Source organism: Polynucleobacter sp. AP-Latsch-80-C2 (genome assembly GCF_018882185.1).
In the GTDB taxonomy this organism is placed as follows: Bacteria; Pseudomonadota; Gammaproteobacteria; order Burkholderiales; family Burkholderiaceae; genus Polynucleobacter.
In genome coordinates, this window is sequence record NZ_JACVOY010000006.1 from 136,123 (window position 1) to 162,625 (window position 26,503).

The 26,503-nt window shown below is 46.2% G+C and carries 25 protein-coding genes; 13 read left to right on the forward strand and 12 right to left on the reverse strand.

The window, feature by feature from the left end:
• Positions 1 to 17 precede the first annotated feature (17 nt).
• A complete protein-coding gene (locus tag ICN47_RS08330; protein WP_370626290.1) occupies positions 18 to 986 on the forward strand; it encodes a Bug family tripartite tricarboxylate transporter substrate binding protein in 969 nt (322 codons plus the stop codon).
• Between the two features lie 7 nt (positions 987 to 993).
• Complete coding sequence (locus ICN47_RS08335; RefSeq protein ID WP_216219468.1) at positions 994 to 1,965, forward strand: tripartite tricarboxylate transporter substrate binding protein; 972 nt, start codon at positions 994 to 996, stop codon at positions 1,963 to 1,965.
• Between the two features lie 19 nt (positions 1,966 to 1,984).
• On the opposite strand, the gene ICN47_RS08340 is transcribed toward ICN47_RS08335, so the two are convergent.
• The 4 genes from ICN47_RS08340 to ICN47_RS08355 all read right to left on the reverse strand — a co-directional run bounded on the left by ICN47_RS08340 (position 1,985) and on the right by ICN47_RS08355 (position 6,270).
• Positions 1,985 to 2,683 carry a hypothetical protein gene (locus ICN47_RS08340; RefSeq protein WP_216219469.1) on the reverse strand — a complete coding sequence of 233 codons (699 nt, stop codon included), beginning with the start codon at positions 2,681 to 2,683 and terminating at the stop codon, positions 1,985 to 1,987.
• Positions 2,684 to 2,839: 156 nt separating this feature from the next.
• Complete coding sequence (gene oxlT, locus ICN47_RS08345) at positions 2,840 to 4,090, reverse strand: oxalate/formate MFS antiporter (RefSeq protein WP_216219470.1); 1,251 nt, start codon at positions 4,088 to 4,090, stop codon at positions 2,840 to 2,842.
• Between the two features lie 208 nt (positions 4,091 to 4,298).
• On the reverse strand, positions 4,299 to 5,951 hold the full coding sequence (gene groL / locus ICN47_RS08350; RefSeq protein ID WP_216219471.1) for a chaperonin GroEL: 1,653 nt from the start codon (positions 5,949 to 5,951) through the stop codon (positions 4,299 to 4,301).
• Between the two features lie 28 nt (positions 5,952 to 5,979).
• A complete protein-coding gene (locus tag ICN47_RS08355; RefSeq protein WP_087909492.1) occupies positions 5,980 to 6,270 on the reverse strand; it encodes a co-chaperone GroES in 291 nt (96 codons plus the stop codon).
• 315 nt (positions 6,271 to 6,585) lie between these two features.
• On the opposite strand from ICN47_RS08355, the gene ICN47_RS08360 reads away from it, so the two are divergent.
• The 4 genes from ICN47_RS08360 (at position 6,586) to dacB (ending at position 12,071) form a co-directional block, all read left to right on the forward strand.
• Complete coding sequence (locus ICN47_RS08360) at positions 6,586 to 7,419, forward strand: diguanylate phosphodiesterase (RefSeq protein WP_216219472.1); 834 nt, start codon at positions 6,586 to 6,588, stop codon at positions 7,417 to 7,419.
• Positions 7,419 to 8,042, forward strand: coding sequence for a response regulator transcription factor (locus tag ICN47_RS08365; protein WP_216219473.1), 624 nt, complete (start codon positions 7,419 to 7,421; stop codon positions 8,040 to 8,042). The genes ICN47_RS08360 and ICN47_RS08365 overlap by 1 nt, the downstream gene beginning before the upstream one ends.
• A gap of 26 nt (positions 8,043 to 8,068) precedes the next feature.
• Positions 8,069 to 10,486: an ATP-binding protein gene (locus ICN47_RS08370; protein ID WP_216219474.1), complete on the forward strand. Its 2,418-nt coding sequence runs from the start codon at positions 8,069 to 8,071 to the stop codon at positions 10,484 to 10,486.
• Between the two features lie 73 nt (positions 10,487 to 10,559).
• On the forward strand, positions 10,560 to 12,071 hold the full coding sequence (gene dacB / locus ICN47_RS08375) for a D-alanyl-D-alanine carboxypeptidase/D-alanyl-D-alanine-endopeptidase (protein WP_255538973.1): 1,512 nt from the start codon (positions 10,560 to 10,562) through the stop codon (positions 12,069 to 12,071).
• Here dacB and ICN47_RS08380 read toward each other — a convergent pair.
• From ICN47_RS08380 to ICN47_RS08410, 7 genes are read right to left on the reverse strand one after another with little or no spacing between them, the layout of a single operon-like run.
• The gene (locus ICN47_RS08380) at positions 12,017 to 13,111 is read right to left on the reverse strand and encodes an L-threonylcarbamoyladenylate synthase (RefSeq protein WP_216219476.1); all 1,095 of its coding nucleotides are present in this window, start codon (positions 13,109 to 13,111) and stop codon (positions 12,017 to 12,019) included. The two genes, dacB and ICN47_RS08380, sit on opposite strands and share 55 nt — an antisense overlap.
• A gap of 2 nt (positions 13,112 to 13,113) precedes the next feature.
• A complete protein-coding gene (locus ICN47_RS08385) occupies positions 13,114 to 14,298 on the reverse strand; it encodes a 5-(carboxyamino)imidazole ribonucleotide synthase (protein ID WP_216219477.1) in 1,185 nt (394 codons plus the stop codon).
• A gap of 4 nt (positions 14,299 to 14,302) precedes the next feature.
• On the reverse strand, positions 14,303 to 14,797 hold the full coding sequence (purE, locus tag ICN47_RS08390; protein ID WP_216219478.1) for a 5-(carboxyamino)imidazole ribonucleotide mutase: 495 nt from the start codon (positions 14,795 to 14,797) through the stop codon (positions 14,303 to 14,305).
• 36 nt (positions 14,798 to 14,833) lie between these two features.
• Positions 14,834 to 15,730, reverse strand: coding sequence for a phosphoribosylaminoimidazolesuccinocarboxamide synthase (locus ICN47_RS08395; protein WP_216219479.1), 897 nt, complete (start codon positions 15,728 to 15,730; stop codon positions 14,834 to 14,836).
• Positions 15,731 to 15,737: 7 nt separating this feature from the next.
• Positions 15,738 to 16,802, reverse strand: a complete 1,065-nt coding sequence (gene fba, locus ICN47_RS08400) for a class II fructose-bisphosphate aldolase (RefSeq protein ID WP_216219480.1) — start codon at positions 16,800 to 16,802, stop codon at positions 15,738 to 15,740.
• Positions 16,803 to 16,852: 50 nt separating this feature from the next.
• The gene (gene pyk / locus ICN47_RS08405; protein ID WP_216219481.1) at positions 16,853 to 18,289 is read right to left on the reverse strand and encodes a pyruvate kinase; all 1,437 of its coding nucleotides are present in this window, start codon (positions 18,287 to 18,289) and stop codon (positions 16,853 to 16,855) included.
• A gap of 3 nt (positions 18,290 to 18,292) precedes the next feature.
• Entirely contained in the window at positions 18,293 to 19,504 is a 1,212-nt protein-coding gene (locus tag ICN47_RS08410; protein ID WP_216219482.1) for a phosphoglycerate kinase, read from the reverse strand.
• 221 nt (positions 19,505 to 19,725) lie between these two features.
• On the opposite strand from ICN47_RS08410, the gene ICN47_RS08415 reads away from it, so the two are divergent.
• The 5 genes from ICN47_RS08415 to ICN47_RS08435 are packed head-to-tail and all read left to right on the forward strand — an operon-like array spanning position 19,726 to position 23,083.
• Positions 19,726 to 20,649, forward strand: coding sequence for a branched-chain amino acid transaminase (locus tag ICN47_RS08415; RefSeq protein WP_216219483.1), 924 nt, complete (start codon positions 19,726 to 19,728; stop codon positions 20,647 to 20,649).
• Between the two features lie 35 nt (positions 20,650 to 20,684).
• On the forward strand, positions 20,685 to 20,873 hold the full coding sequence (locus ICN47_RS08420; protein ID WP_216219484.1) for a zinc-finger domain-containing protein: 189 nt from the start codon (positions 20,685 to 20,687) through the stop codon (positions 20,871 to 20,873).
• Between the two features lie 52 nt (positions 20,874 to 20,925).
• Positions 20,926 to 21,972, forward strand: a complete 1,047-nt coding sequence (waaF, locus tag ICN47_RS08425) for a lipopolysaccharide heptosyltransferase II (protein ID WP_216219485.1) — start codon at positions 20,926 to 20,928, stop codon at positions 21,970 to 21,972.
• Between the two features lie 35 nt (positions 21,973 to 22,007).
• The gene (locus ICN47_RS08430) at positions 22,008 to 22,442 is read left to right on the forward strand and encodes a nuclear transport factor 2 family protein (RefSeq protein WP_216219486.1); all 435 of its coding nucleotides are present in this window, start codon (positions 22,008 to 22,010) and stop codon (positions 22,440 to 22,442) included.
• 26 nt (positions 22,443 to 22,468) lie between these two features.
• Positions 22,469 to 23,083, forward strand: coding sequence for a DUF2946 family protein (locus ICN47_RS08435; protein WP_216219487.1), 615 nt, complete (start codon positions 22,469 to 22,471; stop codon positions 23,081 to 23,083).
• 29 nt (positions 23,084 to 23,112) lie between these two features.
• Here ICN47_RS08435 and ICN47_RS08440 read toward each other — a convergent pair whose 3' ends face one another.
• Positions 23,113 to 24,825, reverse strand: a complete 1,713-nt coding sequence (locus ICN47_RS08440; RefSeq protein ID WP_216219488.1) for a M48 family metalloprotease — start codon at positions 24,823 to 24,825, stop codon at positions 23,113 to 23,115.
• A gap of 23 nt (positions 24,826 to 24,848) precedes the next feature.
• On the opposite strand from ICN47_RS08440, the gene moaC reads away from it, so the two are divergent.
• Together moaC and ICN47_RS08450 are read left to right on the forward strand one after the other, a co-directional pair.
• The gene (gene moaC / locus ICN47_RS08445; protein ID WP_216219489.1) at positions 24,849 to 25,328 is read left to right on the forward strand and encodes a cyclic pyranopterin monophosphate synthase MoaC; all 480 of its coding nucleotides are present in this window, start codon (positions 24,849 to 24,851) and stop codon (positions 25,326 to 25,328) included.
• An 86-nt stretch (positions 25,329 to 25,414) separates the two neighbouring features.
• A complete protein-coding gene (locus ICN47_RS08450) occupies positions 25,415 to 26,398 on the forward strand; it encodes a site-specific integrase (protein WP_216219490.1) in 984 nt (327 codons plus the stop codon).
• Positions 26,399 to 26,503 lie beyond the last annotated feature (105 nt).

Sequence of the window (26,503 nt, forward strand, 5' to 3'; positions counted from 1 at the left end):
TCGAAAAGGTCTCATCTGTGAAAAAACTGATTCTAATTGCTTCCGCGTTTACAGGCCTAGTACTCACACAAATTTCACATGCAGCCTACCCCGAGAAGTCGATTCGCCTGGTTGTTCCATTCGCCACAGGAGGCACCTCGGAGATTGTGGCGCGCTCAGTGGCAAATAGCCTGTCCACAAGCTTAGGTCAATCCGTCTATGTTGATAACAAACCTGGTGGCGCTGGAAACATTGCCATGGAAGAAGTCAAGCGCGCCAACCCGGACGGCTACACCCTCATCTTGGGTCACGTTGGCACCCTTGCAGTAAACCCTGCTTTGTTTGGCAGCAAGTTACCATATGACTCCAATAAAGATTTTGCTCCAGTAACTTTGGTTGCAAAAGTACCTAATGTGATTGCCGTAAGCAGTAAGAGCCCCTATAAAACATTAGCTGACCTAGTAGCCGATGCTAAAAAGAATCCTGGGAAAATTAATTATGGCTCTGCAGGCAATGGTAGTGCCGGCCACCTTGCTATGGAATACTTTTCTGCAGTTGCCGGTATTGATTTAGTTCATGTCCCCTACAAAGGATCTGGTCCAATGTTGACCGATCTGATTGGCGGGCAGATCCAAGCTACCTTTAATGGTCTTCCTTCCTTAATGGGACAAATTAGCGGCGGTGCCTTACGCCCTTTGGCTGTAGGCTCCTCAGAAAGATCCAAAGTACTGCCTAATGTCCCCACCATTGCTGAATCTGGTTATAAGGGCTTTGAAACCTCCCAATGGTACGGAATCATGGCACCAGCAGGTACACCAAAACCCATTATTGATAAGCTCCAAAAAGAAATTGCCAAGTCTCTTAAAAATAAAGAAGATTCAAAACGCATGCTAGAAGATGGCGCCGTATTAATTGGAGATACTCCTGAGCAATTTGCTGCCTTCATCAAAGTAGAGCAAGGCCGCTGGGGCAAGGTAGTTGAGAAAGCCGGTATTCAGGTAGATTGAGTTAGCGATGAAAACCCTATCTTCTAGCCTCCTCACTTTTTTGATTTGCATCTGCAGCCTTGGCATTGCGAACGCACAAAATAACTACCCCAATCGAACGATTCAAACCATCATGCCGCTTCAAGCTGGTAGTGGTGTTGATATTCTCTTTCGTCCTATTGCCCAAAAGATGGGTGAGAACTTGGGTCAAGCCATCACGATTGAAAATATTTCCGGTGGCGCAGGTTTAATTGGAACCGCAAAGGTAGCGCAGAGCCCTGCAGAAGGCTATGTTCTAGGAGTCTTTAACGACAGTATTCTGACGATGCTGCCCAATCTCTATAAAAAGATTGATTACGATCCAGCGCAAAGTTTTGCGCCGATCTCAGAAGTAGCGGCTATTACTTTCGTACTCGTTGCGAATCCTAACTTTCCAGGAAATACAGCGGCAGACTTAGTGCGTATTGCCAAAGAAAAGCCCGGAAAGATTGACTACGCCTCTGGTGGTAATGGATCCCCTCAACATATTGGTATGGAAATCTTTCGTCAATATACCGGCGCACCCATTGTGCATATTCCTTATCGCGGGGCTGCAGCAGCGGTCACTGATGTGATGGCTGGACAAGTGCCCATAATGATTAGCGCCCTCTCAGTTGTCCTTCCCCACATTCGTGCGGGCAAGCTAAAGGTCTTGGGTGTTGCTAGTAAAACCCGTTCTCCGCTTTTGCCAAATGCCCCCACCATTGATGAGAGCGTGAAAGGTTATGAGTTCTCTACTTGGGGTGCGTTACTGGCGCCAAAAGGAACACCGCCAGCCGCAATTGAAAAACTCAATGAATCTTTAGCAACTGCGCTCAAAGATCCGAAGCTGCGCGAGCAACTGATTTCTCAAGGTTTTGAATTTGTTCCGCTAGGCCCAGATCATTTAAAAAATATGATCGCCCAAGGCTTAATAAAAATGAAGAAGGTCATTAAGGATGGTGGCATTCAGCCTGATTGAGGCTGAATACTTTTACTGCTTATCTTCTTTGATAGCTATTGGATAAATTGTCCTGCAAGACATAAGCAATGCCATTTGCAATCAGCGACAGCTCTTGATCCAACACTCTGGATTTATAAGTCCAACCAGCGGGTAACTTGAGTTGCTTAGCTAGATCTGGCAAATCACTCATCGCAAGATTGGGATTGACGATTTGAGAATACGACTGCATGACATACGCATCACCAGCAGGTGATTTGAGCTCATAAATGGGTGTGCCAGCCTTATAGACAAAGTTGGTAGTGCGGCTAATTTCGTTAGGAGAAAATTGCTTACTGCCCATCAATTGCTTGAGTAAATTTAATTGAACGGTGGCCCGTAAATGCATCTCCATGCCACTAAACGATTCCTTGGTTGGATTAACGGTATCACCCGCCGCCTGAATCTCATCCATCATCCAGTAACGCGGGCCGTTCAGAACCACGAAGGAAGCGCCATAGGCCTTTTCAACGGATTCTTTGGTAATGGTCTTCCACTGATCTTCAGGGCAAAGATTAAGTCCCTGAGTATTAAAAACTTTAACCTCTAATTTTAAAAAATCACGTTTGCCATAAAGGACTTCGCAATAACGTTGATTGCGCAAGTTGGAAATACTCTTTTCAAACTTGGGCGATGTCGTTTCTGCGGCATGCCCATAAGTACCTAGAGCACAAGCCATCAAGCCAAGAAGCAACAACAAGCCATTGATCCTTTTCAAGCACGATATATTAAAGATCATATAAACCCTCTTTGTATTGATCTTCTACTGTAGCAAAAATATGGGTAGCAAGAAAGTAAAAAGGTTGCCATTAGCAACCTTTTTACTTCGATACTTTTGATTCTCTACTAAATTAAATTATGCCGCTTGTAACTTCATATATTTAGCACGCATTGGGCGCAATACAAAGAATGCGAGCACTGCTGCTGTAGCATCTAAAGCAATCATGATTGCAAATACTGGCATCCAACTATCCGCTGCTCCATGAATATATGCAGCAATAGGACCTCCAATAATGGAACCTACACCTTGTGCCATATATAAGAAGCCATAGTTGGTAGTCGCATGTTTCTGTCCAAAGGTATCCGTCAGAGTGGATGGAAATAAGGAGAAAATTTCACCCCAGCCAAAGAACACAATGCCGGATAACAATACAAACATAACAGGGTCAGAACGCGTCATTACCCAAAAGAACATGGCCACTGCTTCGAGACCAAAGGCAATTGTCATAGTGTATTCACGACCAAGACGGTCAGATACCCAGCCAAAGAAAGGACGTGTTAAACCGTTAGTCACTCGGTCAATTGTCAAAGCTAAGGGAAGAGCTGCCATTCCAAATACCGTGGCCGCAGTAATTCCAAAATCTTTAGCAAATGCGCCCATTTGAGATATGACCATCAAACCTGATGTAGACATCATGGACATCATCAAAAACATCAACCAAAAAACAGGGGTCTTGAGCATAGTTTTTGGTGATGTACCAGATGCTGCTGCCTCAATTTGACCCGCTGTTTGCACACGATCTGCGTGTGGCATACGAATACCTTGAGCTGCAAGTAAGCCAACTGCGCCAATGATGTAACCAAAGACCGTTAAGGTCCCCTGCAGGCCTGACTCAGCTAAGCTGGTTGCAATAGGGAAGGTAGTCAGTAAAGCGCCAATTCCATAACCCGCAGCAACCATGCCCACTGCAAAGCCACGATTATTTGGGAACCAGCGCACCATCAAACCAACTACGCCGATATAAACAATGCCAGTTCCAAGTCCACCTAAAACACCATAGGTAATGTAGAGACTAGAAACGGTGGTGAGATTAGCAGATAAAACCCAGCTCAATCCAGTCAAGATTGTTCCAAGAGAAAGCAATAAACGTGGGCCAAATTTTTCAACCAAGTAACCTTGGAAAGGTGAAAAGAATGTTTGCAACACAATCAAAATGGAAAAAGTCACTTGCAATTCAGTCAAGGTAACGCCCAGTTGACCCATGATGGGCTTAGTGAATAGCGCCCAGACATATTGAGGACTTGAAATAGACATCATGCAAATGACGCCGAGAGCCAATTGAACCCACTTTGACTTCAGCGGGTTTCCCTTTGATGCTGTACTCATATTTATCTCCTATGTATTGAAGCCAATTTTTATTGATTAGTTATTTTTATAGATTCGCTAGGGGTAATTACTAAATAAATCACCATCTTGGTGCTTTATGCTGCTTTTTGAATCATATGCCCATTTTTTGGGGGTCAAAAAAACGCCTGGTTTTGTGAACCAGGCGTTTGTGTTTCTACAGCAAGTAAGCTGTGGAAGGTAAGGCGAATTACATCATGCCGCCCATGCCACCCATACCACCCATGCCGCCCATATCAGGCATACCGCCACCAGTAGAATCATCCTTTGGTGCTTCGCAGATAGCGCAATCAGTGGTCAACAACAAGGCTGCAACAGAAGCTGCATTTACCAATGCAGTTTTAGTTACTTTAGTTGGGTCGATCACACCTTGAGCTACGAGGTCACCGTATTCGCCAGTTGCAGCGTTATAACCGTTATTGCCCTTGCTAGCCAATACCGCATTTACAACTACGCTTGCTTCGTCACCAGCATTAGAAACGATGATGCGGAGTGGCTCTTCCATAGCGCGCAATACGATGCTGATACCAGCGTCTTGATCGGCGTTGTCGCCTTTAAGACCTTTGATACCTTGCATAGCACGTAACAAAGCTACGCCGCCGCCAGGAACAATACCCTCTTCCACTGCAGCGCGAGTAGCGTGCAATGCGTCATCAACGCGGGCTTTCTTTTCTTTCATTTCGACTTCAGTAGCAGCACCAACACGAATCACTGCAACACCGCCTGCCAATTTAGCAACGCGCTCTTGCAATTTTTCTTTGTCGTAATCGCTAGTCGCTTCTTCGATCTGAACACGGATGTTCTTCACGCGCGCTTCGATCGCTTTAGCATCGCCAGCACCGTCAATGATGATAGTGTTTTCTTTGCCTACTTCGATACGCTTCGCTTGACCTAAATGCTCAAGAGTTGTTTTCTCGAGTGTGAGGCCGATTTCTTCAGCAATTACAGTACCGCCGGTCAAAATCGCGATGTCTTCCAACATAGCTTTACGACGATCACCAAAGCCTGGAGCCTTAACAGCACAAGTCTTGATGATGCCGCGGATGTTGTTCACAACCAAAGTTGCCAAGGCTTCGCCTTCAACATCTTCAGCGATGATGAGCAATGGACGGCCAGACTTTGCTACTTGCTCGAGTACTGGGAGCAAATCACGGATATTGGCAATCTTCTTGTCAAACAAGAGAACGTAAGGTGATTCCAATACGGCTACTTGCTTCTCTGGTTGGTTGATGAAATAAGGAGAGAGGTAACCGCGATCAAACTGCATACCTTCTACAACTTCGAGCTCGTCTTCTAAAGACTTGCCATCTTCAACAGTGATAACGCCTTCTTTACCTACTTTTTCCATCGCTTCTGCAATGCGCTGACCAATGCTATGGTCGCTGTTTGCAGAAATAGAGCCTACTTGAGCGATTTCTTTAGTAGTGGTGCAAGGCTTGCTAATTTTCTTGAGTTCTTCAAGGGCTGCAGTTACTGCTTTATCAATACCGCGCTTCAAGTCCATTGGGTTGTGGCCTGAAACAACATATTTCATGCCTTCACGTACGATGGATTGAGCTAACACAGTAGCGGTAGTTGTACCGTCACCAGCGATGTCAGCAGTCTTAGAAGCAACTTCCTTGACCATCTGCGCACCCATGTTCTGGAGCTTGTCTTTGAGTTCGATTTCTTTTGCTACGGATACACCATCCTTAGTAATGGTTGGGCCGCCAAATGAACGCTCCATAACAACGTTACGACCTTTTGGTCCTAAAGTTGTTTTCACTGCGTTCGCGAGAATGTTTACGCCTTCTACCATCTTGGTACGGGCGCTATCTCCAAATACGACGTCTTTTGCTGCCATGATTGAATTCCTTTCTTAAATACTGAAATTACTTCTGTACAACAGCCATGATGTCTTCTTCGCGCATTACGAGAAGCTCGTCGCCGTCGACCTTGACTGTTTGACCTGCATATTTGCCAAATAACACGCGATCGCCAACTTTGACGTCAGGTGCATTCAACTTACCGCTGTCATCACGTTTGCCTGGGCCTACTGCCAATACTTCGCCTTGGTCAGGTTTTTCAGCAGCAGCGTCAGGAATGATGATTCCAGAGGCAGTTTTTGATTCTTGATCTAAACGTTTGATGATTACGCGATCATGTAAAGGACGCAGATTCATTCCTTCTCCTATGTTAGTAATTGTTAACTAATTAAAAAACCAATATAAATCAATGCTTTGTAATCTCTTCACACGGAAGCTAAGGGAAAAATACCCAAAACCACCCTTTTAGCACTCGCGTGTCGGGAGTGCTGATTATATAGGTCTATTTCCAGCAATTTCAAGGGCAGATCACCATAAATTCTTTAAGGATTTAGGCCCTATCTATACTGAGCACAGGCTGGTAGGTCATTTCCTACAGATAAATCAGCCTTAAGCCCTTACCGCTCCAATCCGTCCTGCCTAGACTGGATAGTCACAGATTGGAGAATGCTGATGAGCCCGAAATCCCGGCTGTACACGCTTGTAAAGGCATGGAAGAACAAACCCTTCCAAGAAGTACGAGACGCCTGTGGCGACCCCTGGCTTGGCTTGAGTAGCCAAGCCCTCGAAGAACATCAATCCTGGTCAAAAAGACAAGCGATTGGCCATGAACCCATTTTTAACGGCAAAGGCACAAAACTGACTGGAACTTTATTTAGACCCCTATTGGCCAGCACCGACATGCAATTGTTGCGCTTATTCATGGAAGGCTTGGATAGTGTTTCCTATTGGTATCGCAGCGGTCGCTTTATTCCAGGTATTTTGCCGATCCCAGCGCATGCCCTTGCCTCAAGTAAATACATTGATGCCTTATCAGATCTGATTCTGAACTCTCGCTTACCGGTAGGTCTTGTTACTTTAGGAATTCAAACATTACCGGATTCCAAATTAGAAGAATCTTGCAAAGAAGGTTTATTGCGATTGCGCCGGTTAGGCGTCCTCATTCATTTGCTGCAATTTTCTGGAAGCGTAGAGCAACTGCATTGGATCGAAGAACTCCAGATGGAAGGTGTGCATTTAGATATGACGCTCTTTCGTCAAACAGCACTGCCTACGCACTTGCTATCGGAGCTCCGAAAATCCAGAATCCAAATCTACGCTAGCAATTTAACGCTCGTAAGGGATTTAGAAAACGCAACATTGTTACAAGCTGATCACTGTTATGGCGGCCTCATGATGCCTCCATTAAGTAGGCACCAAATGCTGCAGATCAATGACAGCCGAATCGCTAAAGCCATTTTTTCGCTGCACCCTCATCCACAACCAAACCAAAACGGAGACAAGTAATGAGAAAACGCGTGATGTTAGTAGACGATCATCCAGCAATGCTGATGGCATTAAAAAGTATGTTGCAAGACCAATTGCTGTTTGAGATTGCGGGGCAAGCCCAGAACGGGGAGGAGTGCCTACGCTCGATTAAAGAAGTCAATCCCAATATGATGATTTTGGATCTCGATATGCCCAAGACGGATGGCTTTGATGTCATTCGCAGGATTGGTTTGATGTATCCCGATATTCGCATCCTAGTACTCTCTAGCTTAGATGAGGCCGTTTATGGAGGCAGAGTTCGCTCATTAGGGGCACATGGCTTTGTGAATAAGACTGCTGGTGCCGACGTGATCTTAGCTGCGTGCGTTGCCATTTCACAGGGCTATAACTTTTTTACCCACGGTAAGAACGGCAACAGCTCATTGAGCGATAACGATAAGCTGGCACTCATCTCAGATCGGGAACTACAAGTCATGAAATACCTTGGTAAGGGTAATACCAACCAACAAATTTCAGACATGCTGCATATCAGCAATAAAACGGTAGCCACTTATAAAACCAGAGTCTTTGACAAGCTAGGCATTAATAATATTGCTGACCTCATCTTATTCTGCCGTATGAACAACATTATCGAAAGTTAAAGCACGTGAGGCATCGATATATTCCAATGATGAAGCTCAGTATGATCCTGTGCTTACTTAGCCATAGCCTGGTAAATGCCAATGCTCTGAGTCAATCTGAAAAAGGGTGGATCGATGCCCATCCCATTGTTCGTTTTAGCATTCACGAAAAATATGCGCCCTATCTAGAGGAAAGTAGCAAAGGTCAGGTAGGCGTATTTAAATCACTACTCTTAAAACTAGGGACATTTACTCAACAAGAATTTATTCCTATTTGGAGAAAATCAGACCACGAGGGATTACAACAACTGGCCAAGGGCGAAGTAGATTTCGTGATTGATCCGCAGATTGATGACGAGGTCATGAAGTTTGGATCCCTTTCGGAGGCCATCTTTTGGGGACATGATGCGGTTCTGACAAAAGCCACCAACACTAAAACTCAAGTTGATCTGGTCAATGTGGCTTATTTTGATCGTGGTTTTGAGAATCCGCCCAACCAAAATAACCCTCAAAGCAACACCTCAAGCCATCTAGAAAAGTTGATTACTGATTTACTCAAGAACGATATCCAAGCGCTGGTTCTGCCTATGAGACTTGCGCAACAGTTTATTAGTCAAGTAGGTAATGAAAAGATACAGATCGATGGGATCTATAGCCGAGAGCCCTTCCCCTATCGCTGGCTAATCTCCCATGAAGATGCGCCATTGCATGGAGTGCTGCAGAATTTTCTAGGCACGCTAGATCCCATTGAATCACGCCAACTTTTTGCCCTGGACTCATCTAGCCAAGTTTCAGAATCTACATCTACCCCCTGGAAGACAGCCTTTCCATGGAGCATTAGCTTGGCACTGTTTCTGAGTGGGGCCTTTTGGATATGGCGCACTCGTCATCAGCAAGCGGCGCTAGAGCAAGAAACAGCCACACTTCTTTTATCGAAGGAGACTGCTGAAAAAGCCAACGCAGCTAAATCCGCATTCTTGGCCACCATGAGTCATGAAATTCGTACACCGATGAATGCGATCCTGGGTGTTCAGGAGTTATTGCTGAGCAGCCAACAATTTCCCTCTAGCGAGAAGCCTTTACTCAGAAGCGCTCACGCTTCAGCAGAATCTCTCTTGGGTATCCTCAATCAAGTATTAGATCTCTCCAAAATTGAAGCGGGCAAATTGACACTAAATCTAGAGCCCTACAACCTCAATTCCTTGATTGATGAAATTGATTCTGCGTTCTCAACAGTAGCGATTAAGCAGCAACTTCAACTACATACCTCTAAAGATCCTCGGATTGCAGAAGTCTTAATGATGGATGCTTTGAGGTTGCGGCAAATCTTTCAGAATCTGATTAGCAACGCCATTAAATTTACTAACCATGGTGAAATCTATTTCTCCATCACTGTTTTGGCAGATGATCACGCTGGTCAATTGATTGAATTTCGAGTCATTGATACCGGAATTGGTATGGGGGCTGAAGAAATAGAACTAGCCCTGCAAGCTTTTGAGCAAGTGCCCAACAAAGGCGAGGGAAGTCTCAGCGATCAGCAACGCGGTACTGGTCTTGGACTAACCATTACTAGCCACTTAGTCAATTCGATGAATAGCCAACTCTTCTTTGAGAGTGCTCCTGGCTTTGGTAGCAATGTCCACTTTTCAGTAGCGTTTCCTCGTACTAGTATTGCCGCCAGCAGAAGCGCCTTTAGTGATGAAACCCCCGTCGCCAGAAAGCTCGTTTCTAAAAATCCAGAATTGCAATACCGCACGCTGCGCGCCCTCGTGGTTGAAGACCATCCAGCGAGTCGACAAATTATTTCTCTGCAATTACAAGCGCTCGGCATTGAGGTTTGTGTTTGTGAGAATGCCCACTTAGCTATAGAGTTCATTGCCAAACAACATTTTGATCTAATGTTGACTGATCAATCCATTCCCGGTATGCAAGGTTCAGATTTAGCAAAGCATCTTCGCGAAATGGGATATCGAGACCTCATCATTATTGGCGTCACTGCAGACATCTATGCCTTAGATTCTCGTCATCAGTTTTTAGCTTCAGGAATGAACGGTGTGCTGATTAAACCGCTGAGCTTAATGACACTTGAAAATGAGCTCTCTCGTTACTTTAGATCCATAGATGCAAGCCCATTAGAGGATGATTATTCCTTTGAGGCCTTTGGCAATCTCATTCAAAACAATCCCCATCAAATCATTGTCATCCTGGAAGAAATCAGACGGGTTCACGATGAGACTTTAGAAGCTCTGCATGGCAATAGCCCCGATGAAGCCAGCTTCAAAAGCATGGTTCATAAAGTCAAAGGAGGGGCGCAGCTTTTGCAGGCAAAAAACTTTATCCAGCGCTGCGAACAATTGGAAGTTGAGGGTCCTCTACCAGCGAGACTAACAAGCTTTATGAAACTGCTTCAGGAGCAGAACCAAGCATTGGAAAGCTATAAGCAACGGTATCGCCCTGTGACTTAGGGTCCGCCGCACTCCTTCTGGGTTTATCCTATTGGGAATGCAAAAGCACTATTGGCGCCCAACTAGATTATTAATGACCATTCTTGGAATTGGTCTTGGCCTTCTTGCCAATGCGTCTTCTGCAAATACCATGCCTCAGGCAGTAGCTACTAGCTTAGAGCACAATCAGATTCCAAAAGATGCTGTCAGTATTTCTGTCGTAGAAATAGACACCCCCCGCAGTGGCAAGGCCGTTGCTAAAAACATCTTGGATTGGCGTGCAAACGATCCCATGAATCCCGCTTCCACCATGAAGCTCTTAACCACCCTAACAGGGTTGGACGTCCTAGGACCTCAATATCGCTGGCGCACCAATATCTACACCGATGGAATCATTCGCCAGGGCGTACTCGAGGGCAATATCTACCTACAAGGATCAGGCGACCCAAAGTTAGTGCCAGAAGAATTGGCCAAGCTCATGAAAGCCTTGCAAGGTCTTGGTATTCAGAAAATTGATGGCAATTTATTTTTTGATCGTAGTGCCTATGCGCCAAGCGTCATGGAACACAACACCATCGATGGTGAATCTCTTCGCGCCTATAACGTTCCGCCAGATCCATTGCTCTATGCCTTTAGAACACTCTCATTCCAGTTAAGCAAATCTCGTACTGCGGAATTTATCGACATTAGCTATAGCCCATTGATGTCTCAACTACAAATTGATAATCAAATGCAATTGGTGGATCGGCCCTGTGATAACTGGAAAAGTAATCTTCGTTTCAACTTAGATCCTGAGGCTGGGGCTAGCAATGCTGGAGGTGACTTCAAGACCGATCAAGCGTTTACCGCCCAATTTTCAGGGGCTTTTCCGAATACCTGCAAAGGGGTCTACTACAACGTTGTTGCCTTGGATGCCAATACCTTCTTAACTCAAGGCTTTACTGCCGCATGGGAGCAGGCAGGTGGCATTTGGGCTAAGACCCCTGTTGGACAGAGCGCTACAGTTCCTATCACCGCCCGACTCTTGCTGCAGTTTGAAGGAATTAAGCTATCTGATGATGTGCAAGACATTAATAAATATTCAAACAATGTCATGGCTCGGCAGCTCCTACTCACTTTGGCACTTGAGAAAATAGGCAAGCCAGCAACAAAAGAAAATGGTGAACTGGTCATTCAGAGTTGGCTCAAGCAAATGGGTTTAGATTTTCCGGGGCTCGTGATTGAGAATGGATCAGGCTTATCACGCAATGAAGCGATTTCTGCGGGGCAAATGAACCAACTCCTTTTACTAGCCCGCAACTTACCCGCCTCAGAGATTTTTTATAACAGTTTGCCGCTTGCAGGAACCGATGGCACCATGAGAAATCGCCTCATGACACAGCTTCGTAAATTTTTGCACCTGAAAAAGAAACCGGAAGTTCGGATGAAGACCGGCTCGCTTGCTGATGTTAGAGCAATCTCTGGTTATGTCTTAAGTAAATCAGGCAAGCTCTATGCCGTGACTTCTTTTATTAATCACCCGAATGCCTGGAGAGGCCTAGAGGCCCACGATCAATTGCTGTCGTGGCTGCTAGAAGACGGTCCTGAACCAAAGCACGCGCGCTGAAGCCGGTCTCTCACCCCATCCCACTCTTCACCGGCTGGCGGCTCTGGGAACAAAATCAGATCCCAGCCCTGCTGATCTAAGTCTCGCAATGAACGATATAGGCGATTTGCAAAAGCAGCGCCATCGCTAGGCATGATGATCTCTTCAAAATGCACCGAAGGATGTCCATCATGACCTAAAGAGGATTCGGAATCCAATACTGCAACTGCTACGCGCGATTTAATATCTGGGAACTCACTCAAGGCATCCAAAACCCTGCCTGGCGCGTAAAGACGCAAAGGTGTTGTCGGTGCGTAATGGGCGCGCAAACTTCCCGACACCCTTGGAAGCACTTCTTCACTCTCATCTTTGAGAACTTCTCCAGGCTGATACACCTGAATACCCGTCTTTGCCAAGATTTCACCAGGCGTAATCACACCAGGTCTTAGAAGAATGGCTTTGTCGCCAGAAGACAGATCGATGATGGTCGATTCAATACCGACTTCACAATCGCCACCATCCAAAACCATCAGACCCAACATGCCTTCAAATTCATTTCGCACATCAGCAGCACTCGTTGGCGAAACCTTACCGAAGCGATTGGCTGAAGGCGCTACCACTCCACCCTTAAATTTCCGCAGGAGCTCCTGGGCAATCGGATGGGTAGGCGCACGAATAGCAACGGTATCTTGACCGCCAGTGAGTTCATTTAAAACGCTCTTGTCTTTTTTAAATACTAGAGTCAAAGGACCAGGCCAAAAGGTATTGACCAGTAATAATGCGTCTTCCGATAAGTCACGCACCCAGGGACTGAGCAAAGCAGTCCAATCAATTTTGGCAACATCATATACATCAGGCGCTGCAAGATGAACAATCAGAGGGTGATTAGGGGGTCTGCCTTTAGCAGCAAAGATTTTTTTAATGGCTTCAGGGTTTTTAGCATCAGCGCCTAAGCCATAGACTGTCTCAGTTGGGAAGGCAACTAAACCACCATCACGCAAGGTTTGCACTGCTTCATTGATCACTGCAGAAGATTGCAGTGGCGTACTGTCAGTAGACATTTCTAGGGCTCGATACCTAATTCAGTAGCAACTGCTGCGCAGTTTTGACGGGCTTCATTTAAAGCCTCACCTAGACAATTGATGTGACCCATCTTTCTACCAACACGTGGGACAGACTTGCCATAGAGATGTAACTTCGCATCAGGATGTGCCAATACTTTATTCCAGGCAGGCTCTTGAGCTTGATCGCTATTGCCCTCAAACCATAAATCACCCAAAAGATTGAGCATCGATACAGGGGCAAGTAAGCGAGTGTCACCTAGTGGCAAGCGCGCCATACTTCTCACTTGCTGCTCAAACTGACTGCTGACACAAGCATCCATGGTGTAGTGACCAGAATTGTGCGGACGCGGAGCGATTTCATTAGCAATGATATCGCCATTCTTGAGCACAAAAAACTCTACACAAAGGACACCAACGTAATCAATCTTGCGAATTAATGCTTTAGCAGCATCAATAATTTTCTTTTCTTGCAAAGGCTTTAGTGATGGCGCAGGAACTGTAGAGGTATGCAAGATTCCATCGCGATGAATGTTTTGGGAGACTGGGTAAGCCACTACAGCATCATCGTAGCCACGCACGACTAATGCGGAAACTTCAAAATCCAATTCCATACGCTTTTCTAATACGCATGGAACCTTACCGAGCTCAGCCCAAGCAGCCGGGAGATCCGCTGCGGCATACACCGTGATTTGACCTTTGCCGTCATAGCCCATGCGCGCCGTTTTCAAAATACCAGGGAATAAGTCTGCAGGGACGTGTGCCACATCAGCATCATGTTCGATGACAAAGTTTGGCGCTGGTCCGATATTGGTCTCTGACTTCCAGGTTGCGAGGAAATTTTTCTCGGCAATACGGTTTTGAGCTAAGGAGACACAGCTACTGCGGGGTGCAACAAACACGCCGAGAGATTCCAGCTCATCTAAAGCTTGTGCGGGAACATTTTCAAATTCGGTACTGACTGATGTACACAGGGATGCCATTTCTTTTAAAGCAGCAGAGTCTGTGTAATCGGCTTTGATAAATTTTTCAGCGATAGAGCCAGCAGGGCTTTCAGCATCTGGATCTAAAACGCAGACCTTGTAACCCATAGATTGGGCTGCCTGAGTAAACATGCGTCCTAATTGACCACCACCCAAAATTCCTAAATACGAACCCGGCAAAATGGGTTCTGAATGATCTGCCATGTAATTAATATCCCGGCAAATTCATTGAGCGTGCAGTTTCAGACTGCTTGACGCGGAACTCTTCTAAGCGTTTAGCTAAATCTGCATCATGCAAGGCTAAGCCTGCAATCACATGCAAGGCAGCATTGGCCGCACCAGCTTCACCAATCGCAAATGTTGCTACTGGAATACCTTTAGGCATTTGCACGATTGAATAGAGAGAGTCTTCGCCACGTAAATATTTACTGGCTACTGGAACACCATAGACTGGAACAATGGTTTTAGAAGCGAGCATGCCTGGCAAGTGCGCTGCACCACCTGCACCAGCAATAATGGCTTGCAAACCATTGGCTTGTGCTTTTTCTGCATACTGGAACATGTCATCTGGCATACGGTGAGCAGAGAGTACTTGCGCTTCATGAGCGATACCAAATTGCTCAAGCATTTGGGCGGCGTGTTGCATGGTGTCCCAATCTGAATTGGATCCCATCACTATTCCGACTATTGGCTTCTTGCTCATGCAGCTCTCCGAATACCTAAAATGTTTAGGGCTCTATTATCCCTGAGTCAGTCTTGTTAAGGCTTCGCGATACTTTTGAGCGGTTTTTTCGATGACTTCAGCAGGTAATTGGGGTGCAGGCGCTGTTTTTGGCCATAACTTGCCATCAACCATCGCTGTTTCTAGCCAATCCCGGACAAATTGCTTGTCATAGGACGGTGGATTGGAGCCCACATAGTAAGTTTCAGCAGGCCAAAAGCGGGAGGAGTCTGCCGTCAGAATCTCATCCATCAAAACTAGCTGACCTGCGTCATCAAGACCAAATTCAAACTTGGTATCGGCAATGATGATTCCGCGAGTGGCTGCGTATTCAGAAGCTTCCTTATACAAACGGATGCTAACTTCACGAATTTGCTTCGCTAATTTTTCACCGATGAGCTCAATTACTTTTTCAAAAGAGATATTTTCATCATGCTCACCTGCTTCTGCTTTAGCAGCTGGAGTAAAGATAGGCTCAGGTAATTTTTGCGCATTCTCTAAGCCTTCAGGCAAAGCAATGCCGCATACCTTGCCAGTTTCTTTGTAGTCTTTCCAACCACTACCAGCCAAGTAACCGCGCACAACGGCTTCCACCATAATGGGCTTGAGGCGTTTAGCCACAACAGCACGGCCAGTCACTTGCGCAACTTCATCAGTAGCCACTACTGTTGCCGGATCAATACCTGTTAAGTGATTTGGAATCACAGATCCCAACTTTTCAAACCAGAAGTTCGCCATCTGATTGAGCACAACGCCCTTCTCAGGAATAGGCTCGCCCATCACCACATCAAATGCAGATAAGCGATCTGTGGTGATCATGAGAAGCTTGTCATCACCTAGGGCGTAGACATCACGCACCTTACCTTTGGATAACAAAGGCAATGACTTAATAGAAGTAGCGTACAAAGCAGCCATCGTTAACTCACTTCACGATCTGAGCTAACTTACCGCTCTTGTAAAGCTCTGCCATTTTCTCTAATGAAATTGGCTTAATTTTGGATGCCTGACCAGCAGAACCAAAGGCTTCAAAGCGTGCAATACATACTTTCTTGGCAGCTTCACGTGCTGGCTTTAAATAATCGCGTGGATCAAACTTGCTTGGGTTCTCAATGAAGTAGCGACGGATAGCGCCAGTCATTGCCAAACGAATGTCGGTATCAATATTGATCTTACGAACGCCGTTCTTAATACCTTCTTGAATCTCTTCTACAGGCACGCCGTAGGTTTCTTTCATATCGCCACCAAATTCGCGGATCTCAGCTAGCAATTCTTGTGGAACGCTTGATGAACCATGCATTACTAAATGAGTGTTTGGAATGCGCGCATGAATTTCTTTAATGCGGTCAATTGCCAATATATCGCCTGTAGGCTTTTTACTGAATTTGTATGCGCCATGGCTAGTACCAATCGCAATCGCTAGGGCATCGCACTGGGTTGCTCGCACAAAGTCAGCCGCTTGCTCAACGTCAGTCAATAACTGTTCGCGAGTCATCGTGCCGTCAGCACCATGACCGTCTTCTTTGTCGCCCTTCATGGTTTCTAGAGAACCCAACACGCCAAGTTCTGCTTCAACCGTAACTCCGATGGAATGAGAAAACTTCACCACCTCTTTAGAAACATCCACGTTGTATTCATAGCTAGCAACGGTTTTACCGTCAGCCTCTAAGGAGCCGTCCATCATGACGCTAGTAAAGCCACTCTTAATCGCAGCCATACACACTGCTGGGCTCTGACCGTGATCTTGGTGCATCACCACTGGAATATGGGGATAAGCTTCCACCGCAGCAGAAATCAAATGGCGCAAGAATGCTTCACCTGCGTATTTACGAGCACCGGCAGAGGCTTGCATGATGACTGGAGAGTCTGCTTCATTCGCAGCTTCCATAATCGCAGTCACTTGCTCTAAGTTGTTGACGTTAAATGCTGGCAGACCATAACCGTTTTCAGCAGCATGATCCAAGAGTTGTCGCAAAGATACTAAAGCCATGATGTTCTCTTAATAAATTGAATAAGTTAATTAAATGGGTAAATGAATGATTACTTCACATGAATAATTTTGAGGGTATTGGTGCCGCCAGGCTCACCCATTGGCTCGCCTGAAGTAAGCACCACGGTATCGCCTTTTTTAACTGCGCCCGACTTTTTGAGGCAAGCCTCAACTTCTTGCAAAGCCGTATCGCGATCCTTGGTGTAATCCAAGCCAATTGGAGTCACGTTGCGATAAGTACTCAAAGCACGTTGCGTAGCAATCTTGGAGGTGAGTGCAAAAATCGGCACGTGAATATTGTGGCGACTCATCCAAATGGCTGTAGAACCTGAGTCAGTCAGGGCAGCAATCGCATTGGCATTCAAATGGTGGGCAGTAAACAAAGCACCCAAAGCAATCGTTTGATCGATGCGGGTAAAGGTTTGATCCAAGAAATCGGTATCCAGTTTCACACGATCCGATTTTTCCGCTTCAACGCAAATCTCTGCCATTGCTTTAATGGTCTGCACTGGATACATACCGGCTGCAGATTCTGCGGAGAGCATCACGGCGTCAGTACCATCTAAAACAGCGTTGGCTACGTCACTCACTTCAGCGCGCGTTGGCACTGGTGCATTGATCATTGACTCCATCATCTGGGTTGCCGTGATCGTAAATTTATCAGCCTCGAGTGCCCACTTAATCATGCGCTTTTGTAATGCTGGCACAGCAGGATTACCCACTTCAATGGCTAAGTCACCACGCGCAACCATGATGCCGTCGCTCTCAGCAATGATGCTTTTAAGTGCTTCAGGTTCAATGGCTTCTGCACGCTCTACTTTGGCAATGGTGCGCACTTTACCCACACCATATTTGGCGCTAGCAGCATCAGCCAGCTTACGCGCGTAAGCCATATCAGCACCATCTTTAGGAAAGCTAATCGCCAGGAAGTCCACACCCATGGCAATGGCTGCATCCAGATCAGAAATATCTTTCTCAGTCAAAGCGGGAGCAGTTAAACCTCCGCCAGCACGATTAATACCTTTGTTATTCGATAGTGGTCCACCCTGCTCTACGCTCGTATAAATCTCACCACCTTTAACGCTTTCAACACGCAATACAACTAAACCATCATTCAATAAAAGCCGATCGCCGGATTTAACATCACTGGGCAATTCTTTGTAATCAAGACCAACACGCTCTTGGTTTCCTAAGGCACAGTTCACATCCAAAATAAATTGCTCACCTTCTTTGAGCAAAATTTTGCTGTCTGCAAATTTACCCACACGAATTTTGGGGCCCTGAAGGTCAGCCATGATGCCGACTTCTTTGCCTACTTCAGCAGAAATACTGCGTACTAAATCATGGCGGGCTTTGTGGTCAGCTACCGTGCCATGCGAAAAGTTCATGCGCACTACATCGACGCCTGCACGAATCATGTCACGAAGAACTTCAGGCTTTTCGGATGCGGGCCCTAGGGTGGCAATGATTTTGGTTGCTCGAAGCATTATTTAGTCTTTCGCTCTTTCAGCTAGTACTGCAAAGGCTGGCAGGGTTTTACCTTCGAGGAATTCCAAGAAAGCGCCACCACCAGTTGAGATGTAATCCACTTGATTTTCAATACCGTATTTAGCAATGGCCGCCAATGTATCGCCACCACCTGCGATCGAGAACGCAGGAGAGTGGGCAATGGCTGCAGCCAACATTTTGGTGCCGCCACCAAATTGATCAATTTCAAAAACGCCTAAAGGGCCGTTCCAAACAATCGTGCCGGCATGAGCGAGCATGATCGAAAGGCGGGCTGCTGTTTTAGGGCCGATATCCAAAATCATGTCATCTTCTGCCACTTGATCAGCAGATACACGATTGGCACGAGCTAAAGGTGAGAGTTCATTCGCAACAACTACGTCCTCAGGAATAGGCACGTGTGCGCCACGCTTTTCCATGATCTCCATAATTTCTTTAGCTTCTTCAACCAAATCAGGCTCAGCTAAAGATTTACCAATTGGCAATCCTTTAGCAAGCATGAAGGTATTCGCAATGCCGCCACCAACAATCAACTCATCCACTTTGTCAGCCAAAGCCTTCAAAATAGTGAGCTTAGAAGAAACCTTGGAGCCCGCCACAATAGCCACCAGCGGGCGCTTCGGGCTTGCAAGCGCACGACTCAATGCATCGAGTTCAGCCGCCATCAATGGGCCTGCACAAGCCACTGGTGCAAATTTTGCTACACCGTAAGTAGTCGCTTCTGCACGATGCGCAGTACCAAATGCATCGTTCACATATACATCACACAAAGCAGCAATCTTTTTTGCTAGCTCGTCACTATTTTTCTTCTCACCTACATTCAAGCGGCAATTCTCTAAAATAACCAATTCACCAGGCTTGACTTCAAAGCCGCCATCGACCCAATCACTAATCAGAGGTACTTTACGATTGAGCAAAGTAGCGATGCGATCTGCTACCGGAGCCAAACTATCTTCTGGCTTAAATTGACCTTCCGTTGGACGACCTAAATGGGAGGTCACCATCACAGCAGCGCCGGCATCTAAACACATCTGCACTGCTGGCATAGAAGCCCGAATACGAGTGTCCTCAGTAATATTGCCTACATCGTCTTGGGGAACATTGAGGTCGGCACGGATCAGAACCCGTTTTCCCTTTAAAAGGCCGGATTCGGCCAATTCACTTAAACGCTTCACTTTAAATAATGAGTCCGGCATGTTTTTTGTCAAAAATAAGGTAATTAAGGGGTTTAGGGTCGATTCTTCTGAGTACTCCATTCTAAATGTTCTGGGCTAGCTACCCCGAAGGACCTCAGTAAGCCAAAACCCTGCCTGCTCTACAATAGGAGCATGGACGCATTCTGAGCTAGAGGCCTAAAACCGACTGGCTGGGCGCCCCAGATTGACCCTATTCAATAGATACTAAAAAGGTAGAGAAAATGTCGATGTCCGACCGCGATGGTTTTATTTGGTCCGATGGGAAGCTAGTTCCTTGGCGTGAGGCCAATATTCATGTGCTAACCCATAGCCTCCACTACGGAATGGGCGTTTTTGAGGGCATCCGTGCCTATAAAACCCCCCAAGGAACTGCCATTTTCCGCCTCCCAGAGCACGTTAAACGCCTGTTTAACGGCACCAAGATCTTCCAAATGAACATGCCTTATAGCCAGGAAGTGATTACCAAGGCCATTATTGATGTGGTGAATAGCAATAAGCTGGAAGCTTGCTATATCCGCCCAATCATCTTTATTGGCTCAGAAAAACTAGGCATCTCCCCTAAAGGCAATACCATCCATACGGCAGTAGCCGCTTGGGAATGGGGTGCTTACTTGGGTGAAGACGGTATTAATAAAGGGATTCGCGTTAAAACTTCTTCCTTTACCCGCCACTTTGTGAATTCTTCCTTAGTGCGCGCTAAGGCATCTGGTTACTACATCAACTCGATTTTGGCGAACCAAGAAGTGACCGCAAACGGTTACGACGAAGCACTCCTGCTTGATACAGAAGGTTATGTTTCTGAAGGCTCTGGCGAAAACATCTTTATGGTGAGTGATGGCATTGTGTACACACCAGACTTAGCCTCTTGCTTAGACGGTATTACGCGTGACTCCATTATCGAGATCGTGAAAGACCTCGGCCTTGAGTTGCGTGAGAAGCGCATCACTCGTGATGAGATCTATTCTGCTGATGAAGCCTTCTTCACAGGTACTGCTGCTGAAGTGACGCCAATTCGCGAACTCGATGACCGCACTATTGGTGACGGTAAGCGTGGTCCGATCACCGAGAAAATTCAGAAGACCTACTTTGATGCAGTGTATGGCAGAAACGATAAATACAAATCGTGGCTCACGTACGTGAAGTAATGGTTAAGTAATCCTTCGTAATCAGGAATCAGAACATGACTCAAGCTCCAGTAGTAATGGTGGATGGTAAAGATCTTCCATTACATTGCCCTACCAATAAGACTCCAGCATGGAACTCACATCCTCGTGTGTTTTTGGACATCACCGAAACAGGTGAAGCCAAATGTCCTTATTGCGGGACTGAGTACAAACTGATTCCTGGCACCGAGCCACACGGACACTAAACCAGATTAGCGCTCCAGATCAAAAATGGAGCGCTGAATCGGGATACAACCCATGCCAGGTATTCTGATCATTGCCCCAAACTGGATTGGGGATGCCGTGATGACTCAACCTTTATTGGCGAGCATCAAAGCGCTATATCCAGAGTCCAAAATTGATGTACTTGCTAGCACTTGGGTAGCCCCCATCTATCGCGCTTGCTCAGAAGTCAACGAAGTCATCGAAGCAAAGTTTGAGCACAAACAATTGCAATGGGCTTTACGCAAGCAGCTCGCAAAGCAAATTGAAAAACAGAAATACCAAGCGTGTTTTGTATTACCTAATAGTTTTAAGTCGGCACTCATTCCTTGGTTAGCCAATATTCCACTGCGCATTGGCTATCGTGGAGAAATGCGCTTTGGCCTCATTAATGTTGCACTAGATAATCCGAGCAAGATCAATCGTCCACCAATGGTCGAGCACTACTTAGCATTGAGCACTCTTCTGGTTGATGATGAGCAAACGGGGAGTGCACAAAGTAATAACAATCAGATTACACCGCATTTAAATGTATCACCTAGCGCAAGACAATCCATTCAAAGCAAACTGCAAAGTGCCAACATCGATGGCTCTATTTATGTCATGTGTCCCGGTGCTGAATATGGTCCAAGCAAGCGCTGGCCGACAGAACACTTTGCAGAACTGGCTAAAGAGTTAATCGAAACAAATCCTAGTAACGAGATCATCTTGATCGGCAGCCAAGGGGATCACAATCTTGCTAGCGAGATTACCCTCAAAGCAGAGCAAAACCCCCATATTCATAACTGGTGTGGCAGCACTTCTTTAGATGAAGCCATTGCCTTGATTGGGATGAGTAAAGCCCTTGTCAGCAATGATTCGGGCTTGATGCATATAGCCGCTGCCCTGAAAGTGCCTCAAGTAGCCATCTTTGGCTCTAGCGACCCAGCCCATACCCCGCCTTTGTCAGACAAGGCCAAGGTGATTTGGCTAAACCTGCCTTGCAGCCCTTGCCACAAAAGAGACTGTCCATTAGGCCACTTAAAGTGTCTAAAAGACATTCTTCCGCAACAAGTATTGGCTACACTCAATACATTGCAGTAGCTATTCCAAAGTCATCTCAAACCAAAATACTATCCATGACAAAACTTGCCAGACTTTTTCATAATGCTGATGATGTTGTTGATGCTTGGCGCGATGCTCTCAAACATCGTGATGTTCAGGGTGCATTAGATATTTGGCTAGATGATGATTCCATTACCTGTGTACTGCCAGAAGGCCATCGCCTTAGTGGTCATGCAGAGATTCGCAAGGGTCTAGAAAGACTCTTATCTAAGCAGCCTTTGTTTCTAGAACCGATTGCCTGCATTAGCCATACTATTTTGGGTGCTGCTATTTATGACACTACCGAAGCAGTCCACCTTAGAGCAGATCAGGTTGAAGCAGAGTTCTTTCTGAACATTACTCTCGTCTTATTGCAAGATAGCCAAGGATGGCGCATTGCTCATCTCCATGCAAGCCGTTCTACTGAAGATACTTTTGATGCGCCTTCAACACCGCACGGCTTGCATTAATACCCAACCAGCAACACTCTCCCAAAATGGATGAGCAAGTCCTTCGGTCACTAGTCAAGTGGCCTAATGTTCCGGATTGCTATGGCTGGCTTGCCCTTGATCGCCGTGGCCAATGGCGTATGCGTGATGAATTTACCCAGAAAAATCATTTGCCCGGCCAAGTCATTGTGCATCAGGCTTTAAATGAATTTATCTCCAGAAACTATGCAAGAGATGCTCAAGGCAGATACTTTTTTCAGAATGGTCCACAGCGTGTTTTTATTTCCCTAGATGCAACGCCTTGGATCACAAGGATGATTCCAAGCGAGCAAGGCACACAACTGCTAACGCAATGCCAAACAAAACTAGATCCTACTGCGGCCCTCAGCGATGAAAATGGCAATATCTATATCGTTGGTAATATTTCTCAAACTATTTACGAAGATAATGATCGAGGAAAATTCTCTATCCAAGAGAGCGAAAGTATTGCGCTCTTACATGATCACGATCTAGATCTTTTTTCAGAATTAGCCGCACTACGTGAAGAAGCTTGCAGCTTTGGTGGCTCCTGGAATTGGCATGGCACGCAACTACCTTTAGACCCGATTCATTCTTTGGAATTAGCCAAACGCTTTGGGTACATTGCCAAACCAGCGCAATAAAAAACAGTAGAAAAAACTAATGGGTGAATCTAGCCCTTTTGCTTAGCCTGCTCCTTGAGCTCTTCTTGATACTGTCTTTGCATTTCACGCAAACGAGAATCAATACTCGAACCCTGATAGAAATCAGCACCCCCCGAAGATCTAGCAATCTTGAGTTGCTCTATAGCTGAAGGCCAAGCACCTTCCAGCGCGTACTTTTCACCAAGGGCGTAATGCCGCAAAGGCACGTTTTTAGCCTGATCATAGGCATTGGAAAGCAAGGACCACCACACAACCTCGTTGGGTTGCAGTCTAGTTCTGGCTTTGAGCCAATTAATTGCATCATTGGTTTTACCCAGCTTTAATTCCGCATTAATCATGGCTACACCTGCAGCATAGGACTGCGGATACGCATTAAGGGTTGCCTGGGCAATTTGCAAAGCCTCTTCACCTTTGCCTTTAGCTAAAGCCAGTTCAGAGGAAGTAATGTCGAGCGATAAGCTTTGCCTCTGAATTGGTGAGCCAGGGGCGCTTGCGGTCTGCACCAATTTTTTGGCCTGTTGCAAATAGGTTTCTGCTTGATCAATTTTGCCTTGGCGCTGTGCAACCAATGCAAGGCCATAAGTGCCTTCCAGCTGCTTACCAATCGGCGCTTGCTTGCTTAAACTTTCAAAAGTATTTCGCAGGTCATAGAGACCACTCGATGACCCAGCTTGCTCGAGTCGTGCACGCGCTTTAATAAAATAAAACTCAATACCAGTAGGCACATTGCGGGCAGCTACCATGCGTACCCGATCTTGCATTTCTGCAATACGATCTGTTGTTAGTGGGTGAGTTCTGACATAGCCTGGAACCCCGCGATCCATAATGCCGGTGATTTTTTGTAGCCTCTGGAAAAAGCCAGGGGCGCCATTAACATCGTAACCGCTCGCCTCCAGAATCTGAAAGCCGATACGATCAGCCTCACGCTCAGCATCTCGTGAGTAAGACAAATAATTACTCACCGCTGCCGCTTGACCACCTTGCATCAGACCTGCACCGGCAGAGGGGTTGCGAGACATAGCCAGAGCACCAAGCACCATACCGGCGATGGCAATCATCGTATTCGTTGTCTGCTTATCCATTTGACGCGCTAAGTGACGCTGCAATACGTGGCCAGTCTCATGCCCCATGACTGAGGCAACTTCAGCATCAGATTCCGCACTCACAAGCAAGCCCGTATGAAAGCCAATAAATCCGCCAGGTAATGCAAACGCATTAATGCTGCTATCTTTTACGGCGAAGACTTCAAAGTTATATGCACCACTGCCCTGCTCATTAGCACCACCGAGTTGCAACTTCTTAGCAGCTTGTAATAAACGACGCTCCATTTGATTAAGGTAATCATAGATAGGCCAATCATTGGAATAATCTGTATCCGGACGAATCTGGCGCATGATCATCTCGCCATACTTACGCTCATCAATTCTGCTTAAGGCATCCCCTCCGGGGTCGCCCATATCCGGGAGCACTAAAGTAGGCTGGCTTTGAACATTATTACGTGTTGGTGCATTGGCTGGACGAGCATCCGGGGATTGCATAGCCCTGCCAATATTCTGTAATGCAGCGGAATCACCCTGGACAGATACATCTCCAGCTGGAACAACAACAGGAGGAGCAGCAAAAGCTGGAGAAGCACCAGAAAAAGCGAGGGCCAGCATCACTTGGATGGCGACCAAACGTCGAATAAAGGAGATTTTGCCAACAGGCTTTATCACTTGCATCCCTATATGGTAAAACTTATCCCATGAACAAACTAACTCATTTTGATGCCAGCGGCCAGGCGCACATGGTAAATGTGGGCGATAAGCCTAATACCCATAGAGTGGCTGTGGCTACAGGCAAGATCACCATGCTCCCAGCAACCTTTGAGATGGTAGAAGCCGGCAACCATAAAAAGGGTGATGTATTAGGAATTGCCAGAATTGCCGGCATCCAGGCATCTAAAAGGACATCAGATCTCATTCCCCTTTGCCACCCCTTAGCGCTTACCCACGTCAGCCTAGAATTTCAGCTAAATAAAGCAGATAACAGCATCAACTGCCAAGTCAGAGCAGAAACCACTGGACCAACCGGCGTTGAAATGGAAGCCCTCACCGCAGTCCAAGTCGCCCTACTCACAATTTATGACATGTGCAAAGCAGTAGACCGAGGCATGGTTATGGGCGATATAAAACTCTTAGAAAAGAGTGGTGGCAAGAGTGGGGAGTGGAAGGCGACTGAGTAGTTGCTGACTTAGTTGCGCTCTTTCAACCTTAAAGAGAGTAAGTTTTACAGCTTGTCCTAATTCTGTCCTTATTGAGGCAGAACAACATGGCAACATTTCGCAATCGCAAGAACAAGTGGCAAGCCCGAGTCCAACGCAAAGGGCAATCCAGCCTATCTAAATCATTCCTCACACTAGATGATGCCAAGCGCTGGGCCAGAAGTATCGAATCATCCATCGACAAAGGTAGTTTTACCAACCAATCACTAGCGGAACGAACGACTTTCAAAGAGCTAATTGAGCGGTATATGGCTGAAGTGACGCCAACTATGCGTGGCGCTATACCTGATCTGATTCGTTTAGCTGCCATTAGTAGAAAGTCCATCGCAAAACTCAATCTACTGGCACTGACTCCACAGCGGATTTGTGAGTATCGAGATCTGCGTCTTCAAGAAGTGGCGCCCGCAACAGTGATACGAGAATTGGCATACTTTTCGTCCATCATTAATCACGCCCGCAGGGAGTGGGGAATCAATATCAGCAATCCAATACTCTTGGTAAGGAAACCTAACGGGCCGCAAGGCAGAACTCGAACCATTGAGGATTATGAGCTAACCAAACTGATAGAAGCGCTCAAGCCAGTAGGTCGAAAAAGTATCTGGATGGCACCACTGGTGCGGCTTGCTTTAGAGACTGCAATGCGCAGAGGTGAGCTATTGAGCCTTCGCTGGGAGCATATAGATTTAGTCCATAGAACAGCTCATATTGAGCTTACCAAGAACGGTGAAGCAAGAACTGTTCCACTGTCAACCAAGGCCGTAGAGATACTTTTAAAGCTTCCTAGAAGCATTGACGGGCGAGTATTTCCAGTGACCCATGAAGTGGTTTCGCAAGCCTTTAACCGAGCAAGAAAACAAGCGGGAATTGAGAACATTCGATTCCACGATCTAAGACGAACCGCCATTACCAAGCTAGCGGAAAGACTGCCAAATCTAGTAGAACTCTCAGCGGTATCAGGTCACAAAAGTCTAGCGATGCTCAAGCGCTACTACCGCCCTAACCCACAGCAACTGGCGCTAAAGTTGGGATGAGTATCCGCCAAATTTAGCAGTGTCGTTGTACATCATTGTATTTGTTGACATTTTCTGAAATTTCTCAAAGTTTTCTTCACATAATAGAGAGGAAGGTGGTACATG

Coding starts and splice junctions, on each gene's coding strand:
- ICN47_RS08365 (WP_216219473.1), top strand. CDS start 7,419: ATGAGAAAACGCGTGATGTTAGTAGACGATCATCCAGCAATGCTGATG.
- waaF (WP_216219485.1), top strand. CDS start 20,926: ATGCCAGGTATTCTGATCATTGCCCCAAACTGGATTGGGGATGCCGTG.
- fba (WP_216219480.1), bottom strand. CDS start 16,802: ATGGCTTTAGTATCTTTGCGACAACTCTTGGATCATGCTGCTGAAAAC.
- ICN47_RS08385 (WP_216219477.1), bottom strand. CDS start 14,298: ATGGCAGATCATTCAGAACCCATTTTGCCGGGTTCGTATTTAGGAATT.
- oxlT (WP_216219470.1), bottom strand. CDS start 4,090: ATGAGTACAGCATCAAAGGGAAACCCGCTGAAGTCAAAGTGGGTTCAA.
- ICN47_RS08335 (WP_216219468.1), top strand. CDS start 994: ATGAAAACCCTATCTTCTAGCCTCCTCACTTTTTTGATTTGCATCTGC.
- purE (WP_216219478.1), bottom strand. CDS start 14,797: ATGAGCAAGAAGCCAATAGTCGGAATAGTGATGGGATCCAATTCAGAT.
- ICN47_RS08420 (WP_216219484.1), top strand. CDS start 20,685: ATGACTCAAGCTCCAGTAGTAATGGTGGATGGTAAAGATCTTCCATTA.
- ICN47_RS08415 (WP_216219483.1), top strand. CDS start 19,726: ATGTCGATGTCCGACCGCGATGGTTTTATTTGGTCCGATGGGAAGCTA.
- dacB (WP_255538973.1), top strand. CDS start 10,560: ATGACCATTCTTGGAATTGGTCTTGGCCTTCTTGCCAATGCGTCTTCT.
- pyk (WP_216219481.1), bottom strand. CDS start 18,289: ATGCTTCGAGCAACCAAAATCATTGCCACCCTAGGGCCCGCATCCGAA.
- ICN47_RS08395 (WP_216219479.1), bottom strand. CDS start 15,730: ATGGCTGCTTTGTACGCTACTTCTATTAAGTCATTGCCTTTGTTATCC.
- ICN47_RS08370 (WP_216219474.1), top strand. CDS start 8,069: ATGATGAAGCTCAGTATGATCCTGTGCTTACTTAGCCATAGCCTGGTA.
- ICN47_RS08380 (WP_216219476.1), bottom strand. CDS start 13,111: ATGTCTACTGACAGTACGCCACTGCAATCTTCTGCAGTGATCAATGAA.
- ICN47_RS08360 (WP_216219472.1), top strand. CDS start 6,586: ATGAGCCCGAAATCCCGGCTGTACACGCTTGTAAAGGCATGGAAGAAC.
- groL (WP_216219471.1), bottom strand. CDS start 5,951: ATGGCAGCAAAAGACGTCGTATTTGGAGATAGCGCCCGTACCAAGATG.
- ICN47_RS08355 (WP_087909492.1), bottom strand. CDS start 6,270: ATGAATCTGCGTCCTTTACATGATCGCGTAATCATCAAACGTTTAGAT.
- ICN47_RS08410 (WP_216219482.1), bottom strand. CDS start 19,504: ATGCCGGACTCATTATTTAAAGTGAAGCGTTTAAGTGAATTGGCCGAA.
- ICN47_RS08430 (WP_216219486.1), top strand. CDS start 22,008: ATGACAAAACTTGCCAGACTTTTTCATAATGCTGATGATGTTGTTGAT.
- ICN47_RS08435 (WP_216219487.1), top strand. CDS start 22,469: ATGGATGAGCAAGTCCTTCGGTCACTAGTCAAGTGGCCTAATGTTCCG.
- ICN47_RS08440 (WP_216219488.1), bottom strand. CDS start 24,825: ATGCAAGTGATAAAGCCTGTTGGCAAAATCTCCTTTATTCGACGTTTG.
- ICN47_RS08450 (WP_216219490.1), top strand. CDS start 25,415: ATGGCAACATTTCGCAATCGCAAGAACAAGTGGCAAGCCCGAGTCCAA.
- moaC (WP_216219489.1), top strand. CDS start 24,849: ATGAACAAACTAACTCATTTTGATGCCAGCGGCCAGGCGCACATGGTA.